The sequence below is a fragment of the Micromonospora sp. NPDC004336 genome, assembly GCF_053602615.1.
Genome location: NZ_JBSGDY010000001.1, coordinates 123,372 through 138,646, shown reverse-complemented (window position 1 = coordinate 138,646; position 15,275 = coordinate 123,372). Strand labels below are relative to the sequence as shown.

Annotated in this window: 13 protein-coding genes; 7 read left to right on the top strand and 6 right to left on the bottom strand. The window is 75.5% G+C overall.

The features are described 5' to 3' along the window. Positions 1–128 precede the first annotated feature (128 nt). A complete protein-coding gene (locus ACWENR_RS00625) occupies positions 129–944 on the top strand; it encodes a helix-turn-helix domain-containing protein (RefSeq protein ID WP_452274953.1) in 816 nt (271 codons plus the stop codon). Positions 945–1,044: 100 nt separating this feature from the next. Further along, the gene (locus ACWENR_RS00620) at positions 1,045–1,428 is read left to right on the top strand and encodes a VOC family protein (RefSeq protein ID WP_452274952.1); all 384 of its coding nucleotides are present in this window, start codon (positions 1,045–1,047) and stop codon (positions 1,426–1,428) included. Positions 1,429–1,560: 132 nt separating this feature from the next. Here ACWENR_RS00620 and ACWENR_RS00615 read toward each other — a convergent pair whose 3' ends face one another. Further along, positions 1,561–3,378 (bottom strand): VanW family protein, encoded by a 1,818-nt coding sequence (locus ACWENR_RS00615; protein ID WP_452274951.1) that lies wholly within the window; start codon positions 3,376–3,378, stop codon positions 1,561–1,563. 175 nt (positions 3,379–3,553) lie between these two features. On the opposite strand from ACWENR_RS00615, the gene nudC reads away from it, so the two are divergent. After that, positions 3,554–4,471, top strand: a complete 918-nt coding sequence (gene nudC / locus ACWENR_RS00610; RefSeq protein ID WP_452274950.1) for an NAD(+) diphosphatase — start codon at positions 3,554–3,556, stop codon at positions 4,469–4,471. Positions 4,472–4,564: 93 nt separating this feature from the next. Here nudC and ACWENR_RS00605 read toward each other — a convergent pair whose 3' ends face one another. Next, positions 4,565–5,806 (bottom strand): polysaccharide biosynthesis protein, encoded by a 1,242-nt coding sequence (locus tag ACWENR_RS00605; RefSeq protein ID WP_452274949.1) that lies wholly within the window; start codon positions 5,804–5,806, stop codon positions 4,565–4,567. Positions 5,807–5,963: 157 nt separating this feature from the next. Between ACWENR_RS00605 and ACWENR_RS00600 the strand changes: the two genes are divergently transcribed. Then, complete coding sequence (locus tag ACWENR_RS00600; RefSeq protein ID WP_452274948.1) at positions 5,964–6,719, top strand: FkbM family methyltransferase; 756 nt, start codon at positions 5,964–5,966, stop codon at positions 6,717–6,719. Positions 6,720–6,804: 85 nt separating this feature from the next. Here the strand turns inward: ACWENR_RS00600 and ACWENR_RS00595 are convergent, their stop codons facing one another. Further along, the gene (locus tag ACWENR_RS00595) at positions 6,805–7,875 is read right to left on the bottom strand and encodes a winged helix DNA-binding domain-containing protein (RefSeq protein WP_452274947.1); all 1,071 of its coding nucleotides are present in this window, start codon (positions 7,873–7,875) and stop codon (positions 6,805–6,807) included. Beyond that, positions 7,872–8,861 (bottom strand): zinc-binding dehydrogenase, encoded by a 990-nt coding sequence (locus ACWENR_RS00590; protein WP_452274946.1) that lies wholly within the window; start codon positions 8,859–8,861, stop codon positions 7,872–7,874. The genes ACWENR_RS00595 and ACWENR_RS00590 overlap by 4 nt, the downstream gene beginning before the upstream one ends. Positions 8,862–8,954: 93 nt before the next feature. On the opposite strand from ACWENR_RS00590, the gene ACWENR_RS00585 reads away from it, so the two are divergent. Further along, positions 8,955–9,911, top strand: a complete 957-nt coding sequence (locus ACWENR_RS00585; RefSeq protein WP_452274945.1) for a helix-turn-helix transcriptional regulator — start codon at positions 8,955–8,957, stop codon at positions 9,909–9,911. Positions 9,912–9,929: 18 nt separating this feature from the next. On the opposite strand, the gene ACWENR_RS00580 is transcribed toward ACWENR_RS00585, so the two are convergent. Next, complete coding sequence (locus ACWENR_RS00580; protein WP_452274944.1) at positions 9,930–11,822, bottom strand: hypothetical protein; 1,893 nt, start codon at positions 11,820–11,822, stop codon at positions 9,930–9,932. A gap of 135 nt (positions 11,823–11,957) precedes the next feature. Between ACWENR_RS00580 and ACWENR_RS00575 the strand changes: the two genes are divergently transcribed. After that, positions 11,958–13,673 (top strand): hypothetical protein, encoded by a 1,716-nt coding sequence (locus ACWENR_RS00575; RefSeq protein ID WP_452274943.1) that lies wholly within the window; start codon positions 11,958–11,960, stop codon positions 13,671–13,673. Beyond that, a complete protein-coding gene (locus ACWENR_RS00570; protein ID WP_176737344.1) occupies positions 13,670–13,834 on the top strand; it encodes a hypothetical protein in 165 nt (54 codons plus the stop codon). The genes ACWENR_RS00575 and ACWENR_RS00570 overlap by 4 nt, the downstream gene beginning before the upstream one ends. 54 nt (positions 13,835–13,888) lie before the next feature. Here ACWENR_RS00570 and ACWENR_RS00565 read toward each other — a convergent pair whose 3' ends face one another. Beyond that, entirely contained in the window at positions 13,889–15,046 is a 1,158-nt protein-coding gene (locus ACWENR_RS00565; RefSeq protein ID WP_452274942.1) for a glycosyltransferase family 4 protein, read from the bottom strand. Positions 15,047–15,275: the final 229 nt, after the last annotated feature.

The window sequence follows — 15,275 nt, the reverse complement described above, 5'->3', positions numbered from 1 at the left end:
GGGTGTGGGAGAGTAGGACACCGCCGGACAATCTTTCGTTCAGGGCCACCCCATGAGGGGTGGCCCTGAACGCATTTCTGGCGTGCCCAATCCGCCGGCGCCCCGCCCGCCGCCGTACCGTGGCCAGGGTGACCGCGACTGCCGATCGCCCGTCCGCCGTCCTGGCGCCGTTCGTGGCGACGCTGGAGGCATACGACCTTGGGCCGGGGCCGGTCGCCGTCCACCGCGGGCTGCCGTCGTCCACCGTGTCGATCACGATCCCCGAGGAGGACTCGCTGGAGATCGGGTGGATCGGGCGACCCGGCTCGCGCCGAAAGATACGTGCCGTGGTCGCCGGTCTCCACCTGGACGCGGCCGAGCTGAGGCAGGAGGGTTGCGCGCGCGGGGTGTACGTGACGCTCAGCCCGCTGGGCGCCGGCACACTGCTCGGGATTCCGGCATCGGCCCTGGCCGGGCAGGTCGTCGACCTCGCCGACGTCGTCCCGGCGATGGCCGACCTTCCGGAGCGCCTGACGGCCTGCCGGTCCTGGCCGAGCCGTCGGGCACTCGTCGAGCGCTGCCTGGCAGCAGGTCTCTCTCGGCACGGCGAGCCTGCGAACCACGGCGAGCTGCTGGCCACGCTGACGGCCCTGGCCCGGGCCAGCCGGGTGCGGGAGGCCGCCGAGCTGCTCGGCTGCTCCCGGCGGCACCTGAGCGGCAGGGTCCGTGCCGAGTTCGGGGTGACGCCGAAGGAGTACCAACGGCTCGTTCGCTTCGAGACCGCCCGGGGTCGGCTCCTGGCCGCCGCCAACGCCGGAAGGGTGGGCCTGGCGGCGGTGGCCGCCGCCTCGGGCTTCGCCGATCAGGCCCACTTCACCCGAGAGTGGCGGGCCATGGCCGCCTGCACCCCGATGGAGTGGCTACGCGCCGAGGGCCGGGCTCCCGCGGTGTGCGCCGGCCGGTGACCGGCCGACGGGCAGGAGGCGGCGGGCGGCGACGACGGTGCGGCCGGGCTCGTTCCCAGATGTTCAATACCCCGCCGTCGCCCGCTCCCAGGATGGGGACATGAAGTCGCTCTTTCCCCGTCTGATCGTGTCCGATCCGGACTCCGCGTCGGCGTTCTACCAGGCTTCGCTCGGCGCCGAGGAGACGTTCCGGGCCCCGGGCGACGACGGCCGGCCCACCGTCGTCGATCACCGTATCGGCCCCTGGCGCTTCCGGGTCTCGCCCGCCGTCTCGTCGTGGGGGTGGCTCTCGCCGGGCGATCTCGGCGGGTCCCCGGTCCTCCTGGAGATCGAGGTCGACGACCCGGACGAGGTGGGCGACCGCATGGTCGCTCACGGCGCGGAGGTCGTCGTGCCCATCGAGAATCGGCCCTACGGCAAGCGCTCGGGTCGCATCCGTGACCCGTTCGGCCACCTCTGGATCATCACCGGCGAGCCACGCTGAGCGCCGTTCGACGCCCTGTGGAGCACCGGCCGGGGCTGGCCGTCGGCGGCCGGCGCGGTGCGCGTACGACAGGAGAAGGCCCCGCCGGCGACGTGCCGGCGGGGCCTTCCCGAAGCGGAACTCAGGCGGTCGTCAGGACGGTTCGCGCCCGCAGATGAAGCGCGGCTCGGCGTCGTAGCGCCAGGTGAACTTCTCCCGCTTGACGACCTTCCCGTCCTTCTTGATGACGCGGAAGGCGTCCTGGGTGAAGCCCTGGCTGCCGCTGGCCGGGATGCAGGTCGGCCCCGGCTCCAGGTAGACCGTCCTCGGCTGGGTGATGTTGCGGCGCGGGCTGTACTCGGTCTTGACGCTGTCCCAGATCTTGGTGCTCCAGATCGACACGGTGATCGAACTCGACGTGTAGGAGGTGTCGATCAGGACGCCGTGCTCGGTGTTGTTGCGGAACTTGAAGTCCAGGTCGGGCCAGAAGATGGTCGACTCGATGACCGCCGGGTACCGGCTGAACCAGTACGAGTGCGGCTTGTGCTCGACGTCCTCCAGGCCGGCGTAGTAGGTCGCGTTGAACAGGGTCGTGGTGAACTGCGAGGTGCCGCCGCCCACGCCGGGCACCAGCTTGCCGTCGAGGATGACCGGGGCGTCCCGGTAGCCCTGCGCGTAGCCGCGTTCGCCGGTGTGCCCGTTGAGCGAGAACGTCTCGCCCGGCAGCACCACCGTGCCGTCCACGTCCTTGGCGATGGTGATGATGTTCTGGCTGCGCGGCGAGGAGAGCCCGCCGGTGAACCGGGTGGTGAAGGTGGAGACCCGCTCCTTGATGCCCAGCCCGGCCAGCTTCGCCGCGGTCAGCTCCGGCTCGGCCGGCTTCAGCTCGCCGGTCACCTTCCGGTCCTCCGCCTTCGGCAGGACGGCCAGCAGGTCACGGCCGAGGGCCGCGCTGTCGAGCTGCTGGCCCGGCCGGCCCTCGACGACCTTCGGCTTGCCGCCGGAGATGGTCATCCGGGCGTCCTTCGGCGACACCTCGATGGCCGCCAGGTCGTCGCCGAGCGCGGCGCGCAGCCGCTTCACGTCCACCTGCGGGGTCAGCTTGCCGGTCTTGTCGGCGGTGAACCGCAGGCTCCTCGCGATGGCCTTCGGCGGGATCCGCACCGAGCCCTTGCTGGTGGTCAGCGTGACCGGCGCCGCGACGGCGGGCTTCGCCAGCTCGGCGACCAGCCGGTCGACCTCCTCGGCGGTGGTCGCCGGGTGCGTCTCGACCAGCGGCACGGTCACCGGCTGGCGGCTCAGCCAGCCCTCGCGTACGACCTGCGCGGAACGCTCCGGGTCGAGCGCGAGGCTCGGCTTCGGGTGGACGGCCTTCGGGGTGGTGTCCTTCCAGGTGATCGCCGGCATGGTCATCTTCCGGCCCTGGTCGCCCACCACCTTCTTCAGGGCGGCGTCGAGCCGGGCGACGTCCACGGCCACCACCGGCTGCACCGTGCGGGACCCGACGAGCCGGTCGACCGCGTGCGCGTCGGCCTCGGCCGCCGCCGCCACGGTGGCGTCGACGTCGACCGTCAGGCCCACCTCGGCCGGGTCGATCTCCGCCGTCCGCTCGCCGACGCGTACCGACAGCGGGGCCGCCAGCTCGGCGGCGCGACGGTCGAGTGCCGCCCGCAGCTCCCGGGCGGCGTCCGCGCGGCTCCGGCCGCCGAGTTCCGCCCCGAGCACCGTCGTCCCGCGGGGCACGTCGCCGGCGTACGCGTAGGCGCCCACCCCGGCCACGGAGCCCAGCACCACCGTGGCGACCCCGGCGGCGAGCAGCAGGCGCACGCGGCGTGACCGGGAGCCCCCGCCCGGTCCTGCGGTGGGCACGGCGGGTTCCGGCTCGTCACCCGGCCAGGTCACCGCCGTGACCCGCACGGTCGGCCGGTCGTCGGCGGCTGGCGTCTTCTCGCCGTACAGCGTCACGGTCACCTCGATCGGGACTTACCACAAGGACGGGAGCGCGTCGCCCCCGCCCGGAGGACACCTACGGTAACCGGCGCCCGGCCGCGGCGGCAGTCTGCTCCCCGCCCGCGCGGCACCGCGTGTCGCCCCGGCGTGTCGGGGCGGGCGCGGGGCGCGCCGGCGGGCGTGGCACGGTAGGGGCATGCGAACGGACGACGCGGTCCTGGCGTACGGGGGCGGATGGCTGGACCGGGCGGGCGAGCTGCGCGCCGACCCGGAGCGGATGGCGGCGCTGTTGGCCGACCCGGGCAGCGTCGTCCTGCCGTTGTGGCGGGACCGCTGCCTGGTCGCGGCGGACGTGCCCGTGCGGTTGACGGGCGACCGGGCGGCGGGGGCGCTCGCCGTCGCCGACCAGACCGTCTTCCTGGGCCTGGACGACGGGTCGGCCGTCTTCGCCGCCGACCTCTCCGGGCTGCCCGAGGCCGGCGCGGTCGAGGCGGCCGGGGCGGACGACGCCGTGGACGTCCGGGCGCTGGTCGGCCGGCTCGGCCCGGCCGACGCGGCCGTCCAGGCGTACGCGCGGGGGCTGCTGCACTGGCACCGGCAGCAGCGGTTCTGCGGCGCCTGCGGGGCGTCGACCGAGGCGCGGGGCGGGGGACACGTCCGGTCCTGCACCCGGGCCGACTGCGGCCGGCTCCTCTTCCCCCGCATCGAGCCGGCGGTCATCGTGCTGGTCGAGGCGCCGGGAGCGCCGGACCGCTGCCTGCTGGCCCGGCACGCCGGCGCACGCGAGGGGGCGTACTCGACGCTTGCCGGTTTCGTCGAGGTCGGCGAGAGCCTGGAGGACGCCGTACGGCGGGAGATGGCCGAGGAGGCCGGGGTGGCGGTCACCGACGTGCGGTACGTGGGCTCGCAGGCGTGGCCCTTCCCGGCCGGGCTGATGGTGGGCTTCCGGGCCACCGCCGCCTCGGAGCGGGTGCGGGTGGACGGCGAGGAGCTGGTGGAGGCGCGCTGGTTCACCCGGTCGGAGCTGCGCGAGCGGGTGGCCGCCGGGCGGCCCCTGGGGCGGGTCGACTCGATCGACCACCACCTCCTGCACGGCTGGCTGGCGGAGGGCTGAGGGGCCGCGCCGCCGTGGGGCGACGTGCCGTGCGGCGCGGAACGCCGCCGGGGGCGACGTGCGGGGCGGCGCGGAACGCCGCCGGGGGTGCCGTCAGCGGGCGCCGGTCGCCGGGCGGGCGCTGCGGAAGGTCAGCCAGGCCATGACCGCCGTCGTCAGGACGGCGGTGGCGAGCGCGCAGACGAGCACCCCCTCGACCGTGCGCGGGGCGACGAGCAGCGCCGCCCCGGCGAGGCCGGCGGTGGCCGCCCAGAGCGGCGCGGCGGGCCAGCGGGCACCCGTCGCCACCCGGTCGTTGACCAGCATGAAGAGCACCGCGTAGAGGGCCCCGACGGCGGCGAAGAGCGGGGCCGCGCCGGCCAGGTGCAGGTAGTCCGCGCCACCGGCGAGGCGGAACGCCAGCTCGCCGGCGAACGCGGCGGCGCCCACGAGGGCCGCCCCGCAGGCCAGGATCAGGGCCAGCGCGGCGAGCCGGGCCCGCCGGTCGCCCCGGGCGAGCCGGGGCAGCACCAGCACGGTGACCACCTGCGGCGCCCAGAGCGCGCCCTTGGTGAGCACCGACCCGACGGCGTACCCGCCGGAGGCGTCGTCGGGCAGCAGCTGGCGGGCGATGATCAGGTCGGCGTACGAGATGGTGAGCATCGCCAGCGACGCGGCGCACGCGGTCATGACGTGCCGGGCGGTCAGCTCGCGGCCCGTCCCGGCGGCCGGTCCCCGCGCGGCCGGGGCGGCCGGGGTCGGGGCGGCGGCCGGTCGGGCGAGGCGGGCCAGCAGGGGCAGGACGGCCAGCCCGGTCAGCGAGGCGAGCAGCAGGCAGGCGACCGGCCCGCGGCCGAGGGCCAGCCCGACGACGAGCCCGCCGTAGCGGCCGGCGGCGAGCACGGTCATCGCGGCGGCGAGGCGCAGGAACCGCTGGTCGCCCTGGAGCTCGCCGAGCCACCGGCCGGCCAGCACGGTGGCGAAGGTGGTCGCCGCGAGCAGCAGGGCCAGCGCCAGCGGAAGCCGGAGCGCCACGCCGACCACCGGCGCGGCCAGCACCGTGACCCCGGCGGTGAGCGCGGCCGTGCGCAGCGCGAGCCGGGCGGTGCCGGTGGCGCCCCGGCGGGCGCGGTGGGCGGCCACGGCGATCTGCAGGCCGAAGCCGGGCACCGCCGCGATGGCCGCGAGGGCGAGCACGGTGGCCAGCGCGCCCAGCTCGGCGGCGGCCAGCCGGCGGGCCCCCAGCACCGGGACCAGGTAGGCCAGCCCGTTGGTCAGCATGCTCGCGACGGTGACGGCGACGCCCGCCGCGCCCAGCCGCACGGCGCCGGCGTCGGTGCCCGTGGTCCGGGTCATGTCACCCCACACGTCGCGCTGCTGTCCGGCGCGGGCGTGCGCGTCGCGGCCGGCGGAGCGGCCGGAACGGGCCCGACCCCGGGTGACGGTACCGGTGAGTAGGGTCTTGCGTCAGCCCCCTGCCCATCGGGCCGGGAAACGTCTAGTGTGCTGGCCCATGGCGTCGACGCGCGTGACCGCAGCAGCCACCTCCGGGCTGGCGGCGGTCCTTCCCGAACGGTTCGTCGCGGCCGGGATCCGGCGGGTCTATCCCCGGGTCGAGCCGGAACTGGCCCGGCTGGCCGGGTTCGTCCCGCGCGGCGGCACGGCCGTGGACGTGGGCGCCTGGTACGGCCCGTGGACGGCCCGGCTGCTCCGGCGCGCCGACCGGGTGGTCGCGGTGGAGCCCACCCCGCCGCTGGCCCGGCAACTGCGGGCGGCGTTCCCGGCCGTCGAGGTCGTCGAGGCGGCGGTGTCGGACCACGACGGCACGGCGTCGCTCTACCTGCCCGAGGGCGGGGCGATCGTCGGCACCTCGTCGCTGGAGGATCCGCGGCAGGGCGAGCCGGTGGAGGTCCGCCGGATCACGCTCGACTCGCTCGGCCTGACCGACGTGCGCTTCGTGAAGCTGGACATCGAGGGGCACGAGCTGCCGGCGCTGCGGGGGGCGGCCGAGACGATCCGCCGGGACCGGCCGGTGCTGCTCGTCGAGGTGGAGGAGCGCATCCAGCCGGTCGCGCCGCTGCTGGAACTGCTCACCGGCTGGGGCTACCGGGGGTACGTGCTGCCGGGGCGGGACTGGGTGCCGCTCGCCGACTTCGACCTCGGTGGGCACCAGCGCGCGGCGATCGCCCGGGTCGACCAGAGCTTCGCCCGCCGGGTGCTCTGGCCGCGCCCCCGCTACGTCAACTCGGTGCTGTTCCGCCCCGAGTGAGGCCGACGCCCGGAGCCCCGCCCCGGAGCCGTCCCGGCCCCGTGCGGTAGGGCCCGGGTTCGTCGTGGCGTTCGGGACACCGCCGCTAGCCCACGAACCGCAGCAGCCGGTCGGCCTCCTCCTCCAGGGCCGCCCGGTCGGTCGCCCCGAGCGGGCGGAACGGGGTGAGCCGCACCGTGCCGCCGTCGAGGGACCACGTCCCGTGCACCTGGCCGTCCACCAGGAAGGTGGGCCGCACCTGCGCCTGGCCGGGCATCACCCGCCTCCGGTCCTCGTCGCTGATGATCCGGGTCCGGTCGGCGTGGCCGAGCAGGGCGTTGTCGAAGGCGGGCAGCAGCCGCACCGGGGCGGGCGTCTCGGCGTCGGGCAGTTCGGCGTCGGCCAGGTCGAACAGCTCCCTGCCGTCGGGGCCGACGTGGCGGCGCAGTTCGCCACCCATCTCCGCGACGACCTCGCCCAGGCGGGTCAGTCCGCACCAGGCCTGGACGTCCCGCACCCCGGCCGGGCCGAAGCCGGCCAGGTAGCGGCGGATCAGCTCCTTGGCGGTGTCCCTGGCGGTGGCCGCCGTCGCCATCGGCTGTCCCAACCATGCCTCGGCGGGCGTGACCGCAACCGCCGACCGGTTGCCCCAGGAGCCCCACGCGCCGGTGGCCACCCCGTGGACGAGCGGGGTGCGCAGCTCGACCTGCCCGGCCAGGATCCGGCCGTCGCGGCCCGGGTGGCGGTCGGCCAGCCGCCGGGCCAGTTCCTTGCGCGGCAGGGTCCCGCCCGCGAGCAGGCCGAGCCCGTCGGCCACCAGGGACGCCGGGTCCAGGCCGTCGCTGTTGCGGGTGAAGTAGGGCGAGCTGGCCGTGCGGTCGAGCACGGGCTGCAGCAGCGGCCGCAGCCGACGGAAGTCGTCGGCTGCGGCGAGGTGCTGGGTGCTGCGGAGCAGCGCGGAACGTACCACCTGCCGGTCCTCCAGCAGCGCGGTGAGCCCGGACCGCGTGAAGCCCCGGATCCTGCTCCACAGCCCGACGTAGGCCCAGTTGGGCTCCTGTGCCTGCAGCGCGACCAGCCGCCCGATCACCTCCAGCGGGGTGCGATCGGTGCGCCGCAGCAGGAACTGACGCTCCAACAGCGCCCGGTTGAGGGCCCGGTGGGAGAGTGCGGTCACGACAGCCGTACCGAGACGTTGCCCCGGTAGGAACCCCGCAGCAGGGAGAGGAAGGCCTGGGGCACGTCCTCGATTCCGCCCTCGACCACCGTCTGCGGGTAGACGAAGCGGCCCTCGCCGAGCCAGCGGCTGAAGTGCTCGTGCCAGGCCGCGACCTGCTCGGGCGTGTGGTGGCAGGAGAACGGCAGCAACTCGACGCCCCTGGCCTCGGCCGCCGCGCGATCGGGCTGCGGGAAGCGCTGCGCGGCGTCGCCGAGCTGGCTGGACAGTGAGCCGCAGAGGGCGAAGCGCGCTCCGGGCCGGGCCGCCTGCAACGCGCCCTGGTACTGCTCGCCGCCCACCACGTCGAAGAAGACCGAGATGCCCTCGGGCGCGAGCTCCCGCAGCCGGTCGGCCGTGGGGCCGTCGTGGTAGTCGAAGGCGGCGTCGAAACCGAGCTCGTCGACCAGGTAGGCGACCTTCTCCGGGCTGCCGGCGCTGCCGATCACCCGCGCGGCCCCGAGGCACTTGGCGATCTGGCCGGCAAGTGAGCCGACGCCACCCGCCGCGCCGGAGACGAACACGACGTCGCCCGCTCCGACGCGCGCCACCTCGGCCATCCCGTAGTAGGCGGTCGGTCCCTGACCCAGGTGGTAGCTGGGGTCGGCGTAGAGCTCGCGGTCGAGCTTCAGGTACGAGCCGGCCGGGCCGGCCGAGTGCTCGCTCCAGCCGGTCATCGACTGGACCAGGTCGCCCACCTCGAACTCGGGGCTGTCGGACCGCACCACGGTGCCGATGGCGGTCACTCCGACCCGCTGCCCCGGCTGCCAGGCGGGCACCGGGATGGTGCAGTCGGCCCGCATCAGCTCCAGGTAGGTCGCGGCGAGCCCGATCAAGTCGGTGCGTACGACGACCTCGCCGTCCACCTCGGTCTTGGCGACGGTGAAGTGGTCGAGCGTGGGTGCGCCGGTGATCTGGGCGGCCAGCTGGATCTCACGGGTGATCATTCGTTCCTCGTCTCTCCGGGTGGGGCGTTCGAGATCGACTCTAGGGAGGCTTCCGGTCAGTTCCTGACCGGAAGTGGAGGCAGGATGGTCGACATGGCGAACACCAGCTCACGAACCCTCAGGCTGCTCTCGCTGCTGCAGACCCACCGGCACTGGTCGGGGCCGGAACTGGCCGACCGGCTCGGGGTCTCCGAGCGGACGCTGCGCCGCGACGTCGACCGGCTGCGGGAGCTCGGCTACCCGGTCGGCGCGACCCGGGGCACCGACGGCGGCTACCAGCTCGCGCCCGGGGCCGTCCTGCCGCCGCTGCTGCTCGACGACGAGGAGGCGGTGGCCCTCGCGGTGGGCGTCGGCGACGCGGCGCAGAGCGGGATCGCGGGAATGGACGAGGCGTCGCTACGCGCGCTGACCAAGGTGGTGCGGGTCCTGCCGCCCCGGCTGCGGGCCAGGGTGGACGCCCTGCGGGCGATGACCCTCTCCGCCGCCGCGTCCGGCCCGGTCGTCGCGGCGGCGGTGCTCACCGCCGTCGCCCAGGCCTGCCGGGACCAGGAGCGGCTGCGGTTCGGCTACACGGCCAGGGGCGCCGCACCCACCGAACGCGAGGTCGAGCCGCACCGCGTCGTCGCGCTCGGCGGGCGCTGGTACCTGGTGGCCTACGACCTGGGCCGGCACGACTGGCGTAGCTTCCGCCTCGACCGGTTGACCGGCCCGACGGCGACCGGCTCGCGTTTCCGGCCGCGCCTGCTCCCCGCCGAGGACGCCGTGGCCTTCGTCCGGGCGGCGAGCGGGGCGCCGGCCGCGTACACGGTCGAGGTCCTGGTGCACGCGCCCGCCGCCCGGGTGCGGCAGGCGGTCGGTCGCTGGGGCACGATCGAACCGCTCGATGAGGACAGCTGCCGGCTCACCATGACCTCGACCTCCCTCGACTGGCCCACCCAGGCGCTGGGCAACGTGGGCGCCGAGTTCGAGATCCTGGGGCCGGCGGAGTTCACCGCGCACGTGCGGGAGTGGGGCGCCCGCTTCGTCCGGGCCACCCGCGCGACCGCCTGACCCGCCGGCGGTGCCGGCTCAGCGCTGCGGCATGGGGGTGCCGACGACGACCTCGTCGGTGCAGATCGTCACGCCGCGCTCCGGGACGGTCAGCTCGACGGTGTCGCCGCCCCCGGTGAACTCGAAGAAGTACTGGTGCAGGCCCTGCCGGACGGGGATCTCCCGGACGCTGTCGCCGAGGCGGAAGGTGACCGTGGTGTCGGCGGAGCTGAGGTAGCCGATCCGCACCACCCAGAACCAGTCGTCCCGGGGCGCGGTGAGCGGCATCCGTACCGTCCGACCACCGACGAGCTGGTATCCGCAGCCCTCGACGGGGCCGGGCCGGACGGCGGGGCCGTCGACGCGTACCGGGGCGATGCGACCCCGGTCGTCGAAGACGGAGGGTTCCTCCGCACCGGTGACGAAGACCGGGCCGTCCGCCAGGGCCTGGAAGAACTTCGACTGCCGGTTGTAGGGCGCGGAGAGCCCGGGGACCACGTCGCCGGGCAGCGGCAGGTCGAGGAAGACCGTCCCGGGCGGGGCGGCGGCCAGCTCGGAGCGGGCGGTCTCCAGGAAGGCGTGGCCCCGCTTCACCGCCCACTCGTCGCCGTAGCGGGCCGTGCTCCAGGCGGCGCCGAGGCCCCCGGCAATCAGCACGACGACCAGTACGGTGCTCACCGTCTCGCGGTAGCGGGTGAGGAACGCCGGCGGCGGCGGGTCGCCGGCGTCCGGGTCGCCGGGCCGCGGTCCGCCGTCCACCGCCGACCCGGCGGCGGGCGCGGCCAGGCCGAGCAGGGCGACGCCGATGCAGAGCGCGGCCACCACGACCACGTCGCTGACGTACCGGGGCACCGAGCCGGCCACGTCGCTGTAGACCGAGCCGAGCCGGGTCGCGCCCAGCAGCGTGGCCACCAGGGCCAGGTACGCCCCGAGCAGCACCCAGGCCCGCCCGGCGACCCGCCGCATCCGTACGGTCACCACGACCAGGGCGACGAAGACGGCCCAGGACAGCCAGCGGGCCAGCTCCGGCGGGGCGGTCACCGGGGCGCCGTCGCCCGCCGCCATCCACCCCCACGGCCCGCCGAGCAGGCCCGGAACGACTGTCGAGCTGAGCAGCTGCCACAGGAACGACAGCACCTCGCCCAGCGAGTCCGGCCTGCGCAGGGAGGACTCCGAGCGGGTCAGATAGAGCCCGGCGAAGGCCAGCGAGACGCCGGTGAGCACCGCCCACGACGGCCAGTAGCGGCGCACCGTCTCCCACACCGCCGGCACCGGCGGACCGCCGACGAGCAGGCACGCGGTGAGCAGGAAGACCAGCGGCACCACCAGCAGGGCCTTCTCGAAGAAGAGCAGCCCGAGCACCACCGCCAGGGCCAGGCTGACCAGGTGCCGGCGGCGGCCGGTGCGGGCGTAGCGCAGCTGGGCGCCGACCGCGAGCACCATGGCGAGCTGCATCGGCACCATGTTGACGCCCACCGCCCACCAGGTGCCCGCCTCCAGGGTGAGCGGGCTGAACAGGAAGACCGCGAGCGGCACCAGCAGCGCCAGGCCCGGCCGGACCAGCGTGCGGAGCAGCCGGAAGAAGGCCACCGCCAGCACCGCCTGGCCGGCGGTCATCAGCAGCACGTACGGCCAGTAGGCGAGACCGACCACGCGGGTGACCAGCCAGGTGATCAGCAGGGCCGCCGGCATGAAGTGGTTGTTGTAGAGGGTCAGCAGGAAGCCCGGCGTGAGGTCGGCCTCCGCCGCCCGGGAGATCAGCACCCAGTCGTCGACCGCGAGGTGCCCCCGGGACGCGACCTGCGCCCGCCAGGCCAGGCTGAACACGATCATCGCGATGCCGATCGCGCGTACCGGGTCCGCGCGCACCCAGTCGCCGAACAGCCCGCTCTCGTCGCGGCGGGCGGTCACCTCGGACTCGGTCAATGCCATGGCGGGAAGACTGCCACATCCCGGGCCGCGCGGTCCCGTCCGGTCAGCGGATTTCCCGGGGGTCGAACGGGCCCGCGTACAGTGGCCGCCACCAGCGCGGCGGTCGCCGCGCCCGGCAGTGGTGAGGTCCAGGGGATGCGCGAACGGCTGGTGCCGCACGGCGTGGCCGCCGCCGTGACGGCGGTGGTGCTCGCCCCGCTGGCCCTGCCCGGGTACGTGCTCCGCTACGACATGGTCTTCGTGCCCCGGCAGGCGTTGAGCTGGGAGGCGATCGCCCCGGCCTCGGCGCTGCCCCGGGCCGTCCCGCAGGACGCGGTGGTGGCGCTGGCCAGCCAGGTGGTGCCCGGCTGGCTGCTGCAACGGCTGGTGCTGGCCGCGATCGTGTACCTCGCCGCGCTGGGCGCCGCCCGGCTGGTGCCGGCCGACCGGGTCGCGGTCCGCGCGGTGGCCGCTGTCGGGTACGCCTGGACGCCGTACCTGGCCGAGCGGCTGCTCATCGGGCAGTGGGGGCTGCTGGTCGCGTACGCCGCGCTGCCCTGGCTGGTGCGGGCGGCGCTCGACGTGCGGGCGGGCCGGGGCGGGCTGCCCCGGCTGCTGCTCGCGGCGGCGGCGTCCGCGATCACGCCGACCGGCGGGGTGCTCGCCCTGGTCGCGGTTGCGGTGCTGCTGCCCGGGCGGTATCCGGCGGCGCTGCGGTCGACGTCGCTGGGGGTGGGGCTGACGGTGCTGCTCAACGCGCCGTGGCTGGTGGCGGGCCTCGCCAGCGACGGCGCCGGGCGGTCCGACCCGGCCGGGGTGGCGGCGTTCGCCGCGCGCGCGGAGAACTGGGCCGGTCCGCTGGCGGCGCTGGCGGGCACGGGCGGCATCTGGAACGGGCAGACCACCCCGGCGTCGCGGGGCGTCGTGCTGGTCCCGCTGGCGACCGCGCTGCTGCTGGCCGTCGCCGGGTACGGACTCCCGCTGCTGCGCCGGCGCTGGCCGCCGTCGGTCGCCAACCGGTTCGGCCTGCTCGCCGCCGCCTCGTGGCTGGCCGCGGCGCTCGGCGTGCTGCCCGGCGGCGCGGGCCTGCTGGGCTGGCTGGTCGCCACCGTGCCCGGCGCCGGCCTGGTGCGGGACGGCCAGAAGCTGCTGGTGCCGTACGCGCTGGCGCTGGCGGTGGCCGGCGCGCTCGGGGCGGAACGCCTCGCGGACCGGCTGGCGGCCCGCTTCGACGCGGCGACCGCTCGGGTGCTGCTGGTCGGCGCGGCGCTGCTGCCGGTGGCGCTCCTGCCCGACCTGGCCTTCGGCGGGGCCGGCCGGCTGCGGCCGGTGACCTGGCCGGCGGACTGGGCGACGGCGGCGCGGCTGACCGCCGAGCGGCCGGGCGAGGTGATCTCGCTGCCGTTCCAGGAGTACCAGAGCCATCCGTGGAACCACGGCCAGGTGGTCATCGACCCGGCGCCCCGGTACCTCGCCGTGCCGGTGCTGATCGACGACACGCTCCGGGTGGGCGGGGTCGCGGTGGCCGGCGAGGATCCGCGCGCCGGGCGGGTGCGGGACGTGCTCGCCGCCGGTGCGCCGCTGTCGACGACCGGGGCCCGGTGGGTGCTGGTGCAGCGGGCCGCCGGCCCGGCCCCGGCTCCGGCCGCGCTGGCCGGTCTGCGGGCCGTCCACGCGGGACCCGAGTTGACGCTCTACGAGAACCCGGACTGGTCGCCGCCGGCCCCGCCGGCCGGGCCCGGCCCGGTGGGACTGGCCCACGTGTTGGCCGGAACGGTGGTGATGGGGATCGTTTTTTCGGCCACTGCGCGGGTAGGCTACCGCGTGGTAGCGTCCCGGCACGCGAGTCCCGCGGAAGGAGAAGGTGGATGAGGAACCTGCCCGCGTTCGTCGCCGTCGGAGTACTCGGGGTCGTGCTCGGCCTGCTCGGGAGCGTCGGACTGGCGAATGCGCTCAGCCCGTCCGCCAAGGAGGCCGCCAACTCGAAGGTGAGTGAGCAGGGGACCGAGGCTCCGCTGTACGGCACGCGCTGAACCACGACGACGAAGGGCGCCCGCGACGCGGGCGCCCTTCGTGCTGTCTCCGGCTCAGGGCCGGGCGGCCACCTGCGCCACCAGGCGGGCGAAGCGCGCGCCCGTCGCCGCCCAGGTGAAGCGGGCCGCGTGGAGCAGCGCCGCCTCGCCCATCGCCTTGCGCCGCACGTCGTCGGCGAGCAGCTCGCGGACCCGGGCGGTGAACTCCTCCTCGTCGTCGACGAGCAGGCCCGTCTCGGCGTCGACCATCGCCTCGGCGACGCCGCCGGCGTAGCGGAACGCCACGGTGGGGGTGCTGCGGGCGGCGGCCTCCACGATGGTCAGCCCCCAGCCCTCCTTGAGTGACGGGGTGAGCGCGACCCACGCCGAGGAGAGCGCGGCGTGCTTCTCCTCCTCGCTGACGAAACCCGCGAAGCGGACGCGGCCGGCGATGCCGAGCGATTCGCTCATCTCCCGCAGCGGCTGCTCCCACCAGCCCTGGCCGGCCACCACGAGCTCCAGGTCGGGCAGATCGCCGACCAGCTCCGCCACCGTACGAAGCGCGATCTCCACCCGCTTGTGCGGCACCAGCCGGCCGAGCACCAGCAGCGACGGATGCGGCGTACGGGGCAGCGGCGGGCCGGTCACCGGCGGCGTCCCGTTGGGCACCACGTCGATCCGCTCCGCGTCCACGCCGAGGGCGGCCAGCTCCGCCCGGCTCGCCTCCGACACCGTCACGTAGCGGCAGCGGCGGTAGAGCCGCACCGCCAGCCACGACTCGATCCACCAGCCCAGCCGGGCCATCAACGGGCCGAAGACCACCGGCCACTGCTCCCGGTGCACGTGGTGGACCAGGGCGAGCACCGGGCGGCCCGCGTAGAGCGGGGCGAAGAACGGCACCCCGTTGCAGACGTCGACGACGAGGTCCGGCCGGCCGAGGCCCCGCCGGCCCAGCGGTCCGAATCCGAGCCGGCCGGCCAGGCAGGTCAGGGCCGCCCGGGCGTAGACCGTCATCCGGGAGCCGCGGCGCAGCACGCGTACGCCCGTGGGTGTGGTCTCGGCCGGGCCGGCGTTGCCGTGCGCGGCGCAGAACAGCGTGGCCCGGTGGCCCGCGGCGACGAGTTCGGCGGCGATGCGCTCGACGTAGACCTCGGAGCCGCCGCCCTCCGGGTTCGTGGTGTCGCGCCAGTTGAAGAACAGTACGTGGCGCGAGGGGGTGTCGGAGTTGTCCACGCTACTCCTACCGGCGAGTAATGAAGCGGATTCGCGCCACCCTAGGGCGACGTGGGTCACATCCGCAATGGGTCGCCGCGTCGGCGGCGGTTCGGTCACGGCCGGTCGCCAGGGGTTTGCCGGCGGCGGAAAAGCTTGGCAGGGTGTGCAGCGCGACCGCGTACGGTAGCCGGCGTCGCCCGGCGCGACGCGGTGCCTACCTGCTGCCGGACACCCCCGATCCGGCGAT

Bases quoted from the DNA above. Each gene is read 5' to 3' on its own strand.
- ACWENR_RS00620 (WP_452274952.1), top strand. From the start codon at position 1,045: ATGAAGTCGCTCTTTCCCCGTCTGATCGTGTCCGATCCGGACTCCGCG.
- nudC (WP_452274950.1), top strand. From the start codon at position 3,554: ATGCGAACGGACGACGCGGTCCTGGCGTACGGGGGCGGATGGCTGGAC.
- ACWENR_RS00605 (WP_452274949.1), bottom strand. From the start codon at position 5,806: ATGACCCGGACCACGGGCACCGACGCCGGCGCCGTGCGGCTGGGCGCG.
- ACWENR_RS00600 (WP_452274948.1), top strand. From the start codon at position 5,964: ATGGCGTCGACGCGCGTGACCGCAGCAGCCACCTCCGGGCTGGCGGCG.
- ACWENR_RS00590 (WP_452274946.1), bottom strand. From the start codon at position 8,861: ATGATCACCCGTGAGATCCAGCTGGCCGCCCAGATCACCGGCGCACCC.
- ACWENR_RS00585 (WP_452274945.1), top strand. From the start codon at position 8,955: ATGGCGAACACCAGCTCACGAACCCTCAGGCTGCTCTCGCTGCTGCAG.
- ACWENR_RS00580 (WP_452274944.1), bottom strand. From the start codon at position 11,822: ATGGCATTGACCGAGTCCGAGGTGACCGCCCGCCGCGACGAGAGCGGG.
- ACWENR_RS00575 (WP_452274943.1), top strand. From the start codon at position 11,958: ATGCGCGAACGGCTGGTGCCGCACGGCGTGGCCGCCGCCGTGACGGCG.
- ACWENR_RS00570 (WP_176737344.1), top strand. From the start codon at position 13,670: ATGAGGAACCTGCCCGCGTTCGTCGCCGTCGGAGTACTCGGGGTCGTG.